Here is a 9,548-nt window from a genome sequence, read left to right as displayed (position 1 = left end):
CCCAGGATCGAATCACGACAGCCAGCCCGACGGAAGGGGGTTTTCCCGCACCCTGTTAAGGTGACGATCCGTGTGGTGCGGGTCAGGACCAGGGCCAGGACGGCTTGCACCGGACAGGATGTCGGCAGGCTGACGACGATTTTGGTCTTCAACTCGGTGATGCGGGCGGCGATCTTCAGGAGCCGGAGGCGCAAGGTGTCGAACTGCGCCACCCGCCAGGACGAGCGCTTGGGCATCAGCGACCGCAGGCTCCACATCAACCAATAGGCAGCCGTGTGCAGGAACAGCCGCATCTGGTTGGCGCTGGCCCGACAGCAGGAGGTCCGGTCGGATGCCAGGTGGGCCTTCCAGGCCTTGATGTGATTTTCCGCGTCGCCGCGCCGGCAGTAGGTCCGCTCATAGAGCTGCTTGGCCAGACCGTCGGTGAGGCTTGTGACAATGAACCGTGTGTCCACGCCCTGCGGCCCGGCCTCGACCCGGGCGATAATGCGCTCGGTCCGGGCCCAACTGGCGGCGGCATCGTAGAATTCCTTGTAGCGACGCACCTTGTCCGTTCCGTTGGCCCGGGCCTTGGTGCTGGCCTCCAGGGTCTTGACATAGCGGCGGAGCGTCTTGGTCTGGGGCCGGCCGAGGATGAAGTCAACACGGTTTCCCCGGCACCAGGACAGCACCTCGGGCGTGGCATAGTGCCCGTCGCCGCGCAGCAGGATGTCGACCCGGGGCCAGTTGGCCCGGATGGCTCCGATGATGCGCCGCAGATGTGCGCGGATTTCCTTGCCGGTGGGCCGCTTGCCCGGACGCAGGGTGGCGGTGACGATGCGGCCCTCTCCGTCGAACACGACGATGGGCTGAAAGCCATACTCATCGTAATAGGCGTTGAACAGGCGCAACTGCTGGCCGCCATGAACGGTGTCGAACGTGTCGTCGATATCCAGCACGATCCGCCCTGGCACTTGGCGGAACGTGGCACAGTAGAGATCGACCATGGCACGCCCCATGCGGATCAGGGCCTTTGTGTCCGCCATGTTCTCCAGATGGGAGATGGTAGGTTGGGAACACAGATTGGCCCCGCCGGGCAGCCGGTCGCAGGCCAGCTTGAAGGCCGGATCAATCCGAAGGCTCCTGGCGTCGTTGCCATCCTCATACCCGCAGGCGATCATCATCATGCGGAACCGGATGATGTCGGCCAGGCTGTGCCTGACCCGCTCCGCCACGCGGTCATCCCGCAGACAGCCTGCCAATCTGTCAGCGATCCCCAACCACCTCTCCACCTCGCGCAGGGCCAACACGCCGGTGTCGGAAGACAGGCTGCCGCCGTCAAACCGGGCATCGATCAACTTGGCAGAAACGGGTGACAGGCCCGGCAAAGTCCGCGTAGATTCGCCCATGGCGGGTGTGGTTCCCCAGATCAGTGAGTTTCGGCGTCAGCACCCGAATTCTACATCCGATCAAAGGGTTAGGGCTACACCCGCCAGCCTGACGAATTTTTCAGGTTAACAGGTCGCGCTCCTGCCGCAGGAGCTCGTTTTCCTTGCGCAATCGCGCCATTTCCTTTGCCGTATCTTCATGCGGCCCAGAAAGAAGATCGGCTTCCTTTGCCGCTGAGACCCACTTCCCGAGCGTCGAAAGGCCAATGCCGAGATCTTTGGCGATGGCTTGTTGGGGACGCCCGCTCGTCTGCACGAGGCGAACGGCTTCGGACCGGAATTCTTCAGTGAATTTGGCGTGACGCCCGCGCCCGCGTTTCTTGTCGTCTGTAATGGTTCGATACCCTATCGATTTTCAGGATATCGCTCTCCACTTTTTCCGGGCAAGTCCAGACTGTGCTCCGGCAGGCAGAGTAAGACCAGACAGCAAGGCAAGAATGACAACAGAAAGGCGTAGCAAGTTCGTTCCCTCCACCTTGTGTAGCACTTACTGCAACTCTACTCGCTTCACGTGAGACAGCATGCGTGGCAATGTAGGCTCATGAGAAAGAAATACTCAGCACATTGTGAACAATCACTGCGGTTGGACTGAAAATCACGAATACAATGATGCATCTGAATGTAATTCTATCCTGTACATAAAAACGATGATTGCCAAGCCCAAAAAGAATACCGTATGAAAATAGCATATGACTAACGCTGAGCGATGAGGGCGCGATGGGTATGAGCCGGAGAAGCCTCTCCTGGATATCGGCGCCGTCAATTTCCCGGCGATCGCCCTTGATCGCGCTGTGCCTCTCGCTTCTCCTTATTTGCTCATCTTCCGGCGCTGCCTGGTCGCAGCCCCTCCCGACGGCGCAGATTGGTGTGGCGCCGGCTTTGCCATCGCCGGATCAGGTTGCGGGCGACTGGAGTTCGTTCATCAGTCCCGCAGAGGAGATCGATCCAAGCGTCGCAGCGCTTGCGCAGGCCCTGCGCAACGACCCTGGCCGCATCTACGCCTATGTGCGCAACAACATCCGCAACGTCCCGGTTTTCGGTCTGCAAAAGGGTGCGCGCGGTGCCGTGCTGGACGGGAACGGAACGGCGCTGGACCAGGTGCAGCTGCTGGTGCAGTTGCTACGGACGGTCGGCGTGCAGGCCTCCTACCGGCTGGCCCGGGTCAGCTTGACTGGCGCACAGTTCAAGGGCTGGACAGGCCTGGAGCAGGTGGATGCGGCACGGGCGTTCCTGGCCAATGGCGGTTTCGTCGCCCGGGTGAACGGACAGGGCGTCGTCACGTCGGTGGAATTGCTGCATGTTGTTGCGTCGGCTACGGTTTCCGGCAAAGCGGTGCTGCTGGCCCCCTCGTTCAAGCCATACACGGACGTAGCGGGTCTCGATCTGCCGTCGGCGATGGGCGGCGGTGCCGCCATGCTGCTGGATCAGGCCAAGTCCGGCATCGGCGCGCCGGACTTGGCGGCGGGCCGAGTGAATGCCGGTGCGATCGCCATGGCCCTGGGCAATTATGCGCAAGCCCTGGAGCAGAAGATCGACGCCGATTTGCCGGCGGCACCTTGGGAACAGGTGGTGGGTGGGCGGATCGTTGCGGCGGATGCTGGCACGTTGCCCACCGTGCTGCCTTACACCGTGTCGGCCTTGTTGACGGATTGGCCGCGTGCGTTGCCGGATGCGTTCCGGGTCCGCCTGACTCTGTCGGTGAAATTCAACCAGGCGGGCGCCGGCACCTTCACGCGCAGCTATTTCGGCGACACGGTCTATGGGCGTGAGTTCCTGATCGAGAACCTGGCGCCCCTGTCCTACAATAACGGCCCGCATAGCGAGCAGTTCAAGCCCAAGATCAAGGTCGGCGTGCGCGGGGTGGACAGCGTGGAGTGGGAGGACACTACGGGTCCGGCCCTGTTCCAGCCCTATTACGACATCAGCCTCGCCGTGGACATGCCCTATGCCGCAGCTGGCGGCACCTATATGGACCGCAGCTTCGTGCGCGGATCCGTGCCGTTGATGGTGCCGGCCGCCATCGTGGTGGGGCTGGGCGAGACGACGGAGGAGGTGAAGGCGGCGCTGGACCGGGGGCGGTCGGCCAGCAGCGGATTCTACCAGACGCCGCAGCCGGGGACCTGCCAGCCGGAGGTGCCGACACATCCTCTGTGGGGATTACCGATGGGGACGGCGCCCGGGGGTGGGCAATGTTCGGAGGCGGAATATACCCAGCCCTGGCTGGACCGGGGCGAGAAGTCGAAGGTCATGCTGGCCGCCAACTGGCTGGCGCTGCATAGCCGTATGGCCGAGACCGTGGCCACGATCGGCAAGGCGGTGCATCAGCCGCACGGCATTTTCGGGCTGGTGGCGGCGCCGTTCGGGTTGAACAGCTACGCGGCCCTGAACGACGCCATCCTGACGCTGGATGCGGAACCGGCCTTCAGCGTCGTGGCGCGCGACAACAGTGCCGCCACGCGTACGGCGGTCATCCACACCATCGCCAGCGCGTCCAGCACGCTGGAGGCCCAGGCGCTCTATGAGCTGAACCCCCAGCCCGACGTGGCGGCGGCGACCAGCCGGCTGGCCTGGGCCAATTCCCCACCTCCGCCGCATGGGCAGACGGTTCCCACCCGGTCCCCGGAAAGTTTCCACTGGGTTGACGTCTCCAACCTCGCCACGGTCCCGCAGGCCGTGCGCGACCGCGTGGCTCCGTGGGTCGCAGAGGGTTACCGTGTGCTGACCCCAACGGCGGCGGACCTGGGCCCCGGGCGCGACAAGAGCCGGTACCCCAATCCGGCAACGCCGGGGTCGGAGGGGATGCCGCCACAGCAGTCTCTCAACTGCTGCTGGGTGCAAAGCATCGGTGGCGCTCTGATCGCGGTGCGCGATGATCGGGTTTCCTACCTGACCCTGGGCCAGAACCCCATCGCGCTGACGGGCCTGAAGGGCGGCAGCGGGGTCAATGTCGGCCCCACACTGGGCCGGCTGGACCCGGCGGATGCCTCCGCCGACCGCGTGCGCAAACAGGCGGAAGAAGCCCTCCTCAAGACCGATGTCGATCTGCGCAGCGGCGATCTGAGTTTCAGCCCGCCCCCCGACATCGCGATCGGCGGTTCGTTTCCCTATGGGCTGGCGTTCCAGCGTACCTGGCGCGGCGGCCATGGCGGCAGCCCGGGCCTGGTGCCGGGCTGGTCGCATGGTCTGGATATCCGCCTGTCGGAGGGCAGCAGCGGCATGGCGGGGCTGGGCCGCACGGCGCCCGTGCATGGATCGGCGGGCCTGGCCTATCTGACGGCGTTGCTGGAGATGTTCCGGGGCGGGGTGACGCCAGACCGGCTGCTGGCCGGGGCTGTGGCCGGCGACTGGTGGCTGCGGCGGCTGGAAACCAACCTGGTGACGGTGACGACGGGCGACGGCAGCGGCGTCAGCTTCGTGCGCCGCTCGAACGGCAACGGCTTCTTCCCCAATGCCGGCGGCGGGGACAAACTTGAGCAAACGGGTTTCCGCTTCGTTGCCGACCGTGGCCGTAACGAGACCCTGCCCACCTTCTGGCGTTATCGCAACGACAATCTGGCCTACAAGCGTACCCTGGCCGACGGGTCGGAACAGGTTTTCACCTGGAGGGACAGTTGCCCCTATGCGTTGGCCGTGTCGGCCCATTGCACGATGGAATGGCCGGACGGGCTTTATATCAGTGAGTGGCGCTTCCCCTATGGCATGAAGGTCACCTGGACCTATGACGGTGTCAGCAACCAGCTGACACGGGTGGCCAACAATCTAGGCCGACGGCTGGACTTCACCTACAGCATCCCCGCCTCCGACCAGACGATCATCGGCGTGACGGACGGCAATGGCCGTTTCGTAAGCCTGCGCAATGAATATGCGACATCCCAGGGGGCACAGGATTTCCGCGCCTTGCGCCACGCTCGCAAACTGGTGGAGGTGACCAACCCCGCCGGCGAAACAATGCGCTATGCGCAACGCGACACTGCCGGGACGATCGCCGAGGACCTGCTGTACGGGCTGCCGCTGCTGTCGGTGACGCGCGGCGGCGACGCGTTCGCGGCGCTCAGCGTCACCTACGATCCCTGGCGGCGCGTCAGCAGCCTGGCCAACGCCACGGGCGGGCTCAGCCATTATGCGCCGGGTCCCCGGGCCGGGTCCTGGAAGGACGCGGTGGGGGCGGTGCGGGAGACCTGGTACGACGACCGGGGCCGGCCGGTGCGCACGCTCGACCCGCTGGGCCGGGAGAGCCGGACGGACTATGACGGGCTGGGCCGGCCGGTACGGCAGGTGGACGCCATGGGCGGTGCCCTTGAGAGCGACTATGACGCGCGGGGCAATGTCTCGGCGCGCCGGCGGCTGGCGCGCCCAAGTTCTGCGCTGGCAGGCAGCAGGACGGAGGAGCGGACGGTCTGGCATCCGCGCTGGAACAGGCCGGTGCGGGTGACGGATGCCCGGGGGGCGGTCACCACCTATCTCTATGACGATGCCACGGGCGCCCTGACGCAGGTGACGGCGCCGGAGGCGGCGGACGCGTCGGCCCCCGGCGCGCCCACCCTGTCTGCCGTGACGCGGCTGGAGGATTACGACGGGTTCGGGCGGGTGCGGCGGCTTGTGCATCCCGACGGCCATGTCGACACCTACGCCTAAGCCCCCGCGCTTGAGGTGATGACGGGGTCGGTGCGCGATGCCGGCGGGCTGAACCTGACAACGTCCTATGCCTGGACGGCGGCGGGCGACCTGGAGCGACTGACCGATCCGCGCGGCTTTGAGCGGGCGGCGGACTATGACGCGGCGCGGCGGCTGAAGGCGATGTCGCTGCCGGGCGGGGGGCGGATCGAATGGGACCGCAACCCCAAGGGCTGGGTGGAGCATGTGCGGCGGGCGACGGGGCTGGCGGCGACGCCTTGGGCGGACACCGCCTTTGGCTATGATGATGATGGGCGCGTCACTGCGGTGACGGACCCGCTCAACCGCGTGACCGTGACGGAATACGATCTGGCGGGCCGTCCGAAACGGTCGATCGACCCGCTGGGCCGGGTGTCGGAGACGGTTTACGACGCGGCGGGCCAGGTGGAGGCGGAGAAGGCGGCAGTGGGCACGCCGCTGGCGCAGGAAAGTGCGCGCTACACCCGCTATGCCGATGGGCAGGTCGCGTCCATCACCGATCCGCGCGGGCATGTGCTTCGGTATGATTATGACGGCTATGGCCGCCTCTCGCGGCTGCGCTATCCGGACGCGACGCCGCATCCGCGCGACCCGACAAAGCTTCTGAATGTCGAACTGTATTTCTATGACGCGAACGACAATCTGACGAGCCTGAGCCAGCGCGACGAGACGGTGAGCACGACCACCTACGACGCGCTGAACCGCCCGCTCAGCGTGACGCGCCCCGGCCTTGCGGTGTCCTTCTATGGCTATGACCGGCTGGGCCGCGTGGTGCAGGAGAAGGCGGGTGGTGCTGTTGTGCGCAGCCACGCCTATGACGGTGCCGGCCGGCGGCTGAGTTCGACGGTGACCCTGCCGCGCCCGGCGGTGGGCGTGGCGGGTGCCGCACCTGTGGTGTTGATGGCGTTCGAGCATGACGGGGCGGGCAACCGGACGAAGGCATCCTGGTCGGGCGGGGAGGTGCGGTGGGAGCATGACGGCCTGAACCGGGTGACTGCGGTGCGCCTGGGCGGGGACCCGGTGCCGGTGACCAGCCATGTCTATGACCTGCTGGGCCGTCGGACGGACACCACGCGCGGGGCGGCGTCCAGCCACTATGATTACGATCTGGCCGACCAGCTGACGGGCCTGGGCCATGGCTGGTCCGGCGGATCGCTGGCAGCCACCTACCATTACGACGCGGCGGGGCAGCTGGACTGGGAAAGCCAGGGCAACCCCTCCTTCCTGTGGCAGCCGCCGGCGGCGCAGGCCAAGACCACCAGCTACGACCCCGCCTCGCCCATCAACGCCCTGACCAGGGTGGACGGGGTCCCGCAGAGCCATGACGGTCGTGGCAACCGCACGGGAGCCGCCGGCCGCACCTGGCGGTACGACAGCCGCAACATGCTGGTGGGTGCCAACGCGCCGGGCATGGCCGCGACCTATGGCTATTACCCTGAAGGCGGACGCGCCTGGAAGCAGGTGAACGGGGTCACGACCTTGTACCTGGAACTGGACGGGGTCGAGTGGCGAACCTACGACGCCGCCGGCACCCTGAAGGAACGCACCATCCGCGCCTCGGGCACCGGCGGTGCGGCCATCGCCATCCACGCCCCGGTCGGCGGCCTGATCCGCCTGCTGCCCAACCGGCAGGGCAGCGTGATCGGCTGGCTGAGGCCGGACGGCAAGCTGGGCGGGGCCTACACCTACGACGCCTATGGCAACTCACCCCAGGCCGCCGCAGCCGGGCCGCAGTTCCGGTATGCCGGGATGCGGTACGATGCCGAAACAGGCCTGTACCACACACCCAACCGCGCCTACGATCCGCAGGACGGGAGGTGGATGCAGCTCGATCCCATCGGCATCAAGGATGGGCTCAACCGCTATGCCTATGTCAGGAACGCGCCAACCATGGGCGTCGACCCAACGGGGTTGGCTTGCTATTGCGGCACGTCGCAGGACGAAAGGCTTGTCGCCAGCGGTCTGGAACTTGGCCATGCCATTGCCCAATCCGAAACGGCGATGGCCGTTATGGATTTCGTCCCGCTCGTAGGCGATCTGAAAGGTCTTGCCGAATTTGAGCGGGAGCCAAGCCTGCTGGGAGGCGTGGCCCTTGTTGCCGGTATCGCGCCAGGCGGTAAGATCTTGGGGCCGGGCGTCAAGGGGCTGAAATCCACGCTGAGTGCTGCGGAAAGAATTGCCGGGAATGCATTACAGGGAAAGCGCTTTGAGGAAGTGGTGCGTGACGCCAATGGGCTGGTGAAGAACAGAAACAAGTTTGGTACAAGCCACGGCAAGACCATCCCGGACTCGCTCACCAATGACGCGGTGAGTGAAATCAAGTCCGGCAATTATGTGACGGACAGCGCGCAACTCCGGGCACAGCGTGAGCTGGCTCAAAATCGAAGTCAACCGCACAATGTCTATGTCCGGGAGGATGCCCAGGTCTCCCAGACCGTTCTACGCGACAGCGAAGTCTTGCGGTGCGGCAAAGATGGAAAGGCATGTTGAACATGGATACAGATTATTTAATGTCATTCGACACGGACAAGATATTCGATGATCCGGCCTTTGCCCGCGCCTTGCTGACGGAGTGGCTGGAGCGGCTGGATCCCGCCTTGCGGCCGGAACGCTATGGCTATGGCCAGCCGGTCCGCAAGCCGTTCGCGGACACGACTATGGAGGAACTGGTCCAGGCCTGGCTGCTCCGGTCGATGATGTTTGCCCGCAAGGCCAAGCCCAAAATGTCCGTCTCGTTCAACTGGCGCAAGACGAAGGGGTTGGACCCAAGACCTTTCCCCTGGGGGGGCGATTTATGGCTGGCGAAAAATGCCGGGGATCGTCGGGCCCTTGACTGTTTCGATTTCCTGATCCGGCATTTCGATCCGGCATTCGCCCATCTGACGACCCAGGCGGATAGCTGGCACAAGCATTATGTGAAGCTGCCCCATTATCATGCCGTGACCAAGGAAAGGGCCGGATCAATTGAAAGTTTTAAAGGCCACCATGTTCTCGGCACCATTCCCGGCATCTATTGGCAGAGTTTCCTCGGGCCGCCGTTGATCGAGCGGCTGGGCCGCGACCGCCTGCTGGCCTGTCCTGTCGGCCGGGTGCGCGAACTACCGAATGGCATCCTTGTCAGCGCCTATGAGGATTCAGCCCTGATTGGCACCGGCGAAGGCTGGGCTCTGGAGGAGCAGATCAAGGATCATCTCGGCCGGGCGCATTTTTTCGACAAGGCGGCCTTCATTCTGGCAGCGGAAAAGCCACGCCTGCATTGAGCCTTCACGACGAACCGACCCGAATTTCTTGATGACGGTATTCACCATCTATCTGGAAAATATTTGATTATATGTTCACGGATAAATTGTCATGACATCGGCCAAATCCTGCCCCCGCATCCAATACCTAATACCAAGAGCCTTAGGTTTTGACCCACGCCCAGTCTCTGGTTCCAATTGACATGATCCGGTTTGGATCGTTGCTGAT

The 9,548-nt window shown here is 64.6% G+C and carries 4 protein-coding genes and 1 pseudogene; 3 read left to right on the top strand and 2 right to left on the bottom strand.

Annotated features, from left to right (window positions below; genetic code table 11):
- Window positions 1–1,388, bottom strand: a 1,388-nt coding sequence (locus ACODSP_RS27875; protein ID WP_488968766.1) for an IS1380 family transposase, incomplete at its 3' end; no start/stop codon positions are given.
- A gap of 106 nt (window positions 1,389–1,494) precedes the next feature.
- Window positions 1,495–1,761, bottom strand: a pseudogene (locus tag ACODSP_RS27870) (transposase); the annotation flags it as partial.
- A 533-nt stretch (window positions 1,762–2,294) separates the two neighbouring features.
- Here ACODSP_RS27870 and ACODSP_RS27865 point away from each other — a divergent pair.
- From ACODSP_RS27865 to ACODSP_RS27855, 3 genes are read left to right on the top strand one after another with little or no spacing between them, the layout of a single operon-like run.
- Window positions 2,295–6,062 carry an RHS repeat domain-containing protein gene (locus ACODSP_RS27865; RefSeq protein ID WP_488968765.1) on the top strand — a complete coding sequence of 1,256 codons (3,768 nt, stop codon included), beginning with the start codon at window positions 2,295–2,297 and terminating at the stop codon, window positions 6,060–6,062.
- Between the two features lie 18 nt (window positions 6,063–6,080).
- A complete protein-coding gene (locus ACODSP_RS27860) occupies window positions 6,081–8,570 on the top strand; it encodes an RHS repeat-associated core domain-containing protein (RefSeq protein ID WP_488968764.1) in 2,490 nt (829 codons plus the stop codon).
- 20 nt (window positions 8,571–8,590) lie between these two features.
- Entirely contained in the window at window positions 8,591–9,340 is a 750-nt protein-coding gene (locus tag ACODSP_RS27855) for a hypothetical protein (RefSeq protein ID WP_488968763.1), read from the top strand.
- Window positions 9,341–9,548 lie beyond the last annotated feature (208 nt).

The sequence above is a fragment of the Niveispirillum sp. FG156 genome (assembly GCF_057809555.1).
Note: the sequence above shows the minus strand (reverse complement) of the source record. Positions and strands in the feature narration are given on the sequence as shown.

What these genes read in the sequence shown, in the direction of transcription:
- ACODSP_RS27860 (WP_488968764.1), top strand. Translation starts at nt 6,081, where the DNA reads ATGACGGGGTCGGTGCGCGATGCCGGCGGGCTGAACCTGACAACGTCC.
- ACODSP_RS27855 (WP_488968763.1), top strand. Translation starts at nt 8,591, where the DNA reads ATGTCATTCGACACGGACAAGATATTCGATGATCCGGCCTTTGCCCGC.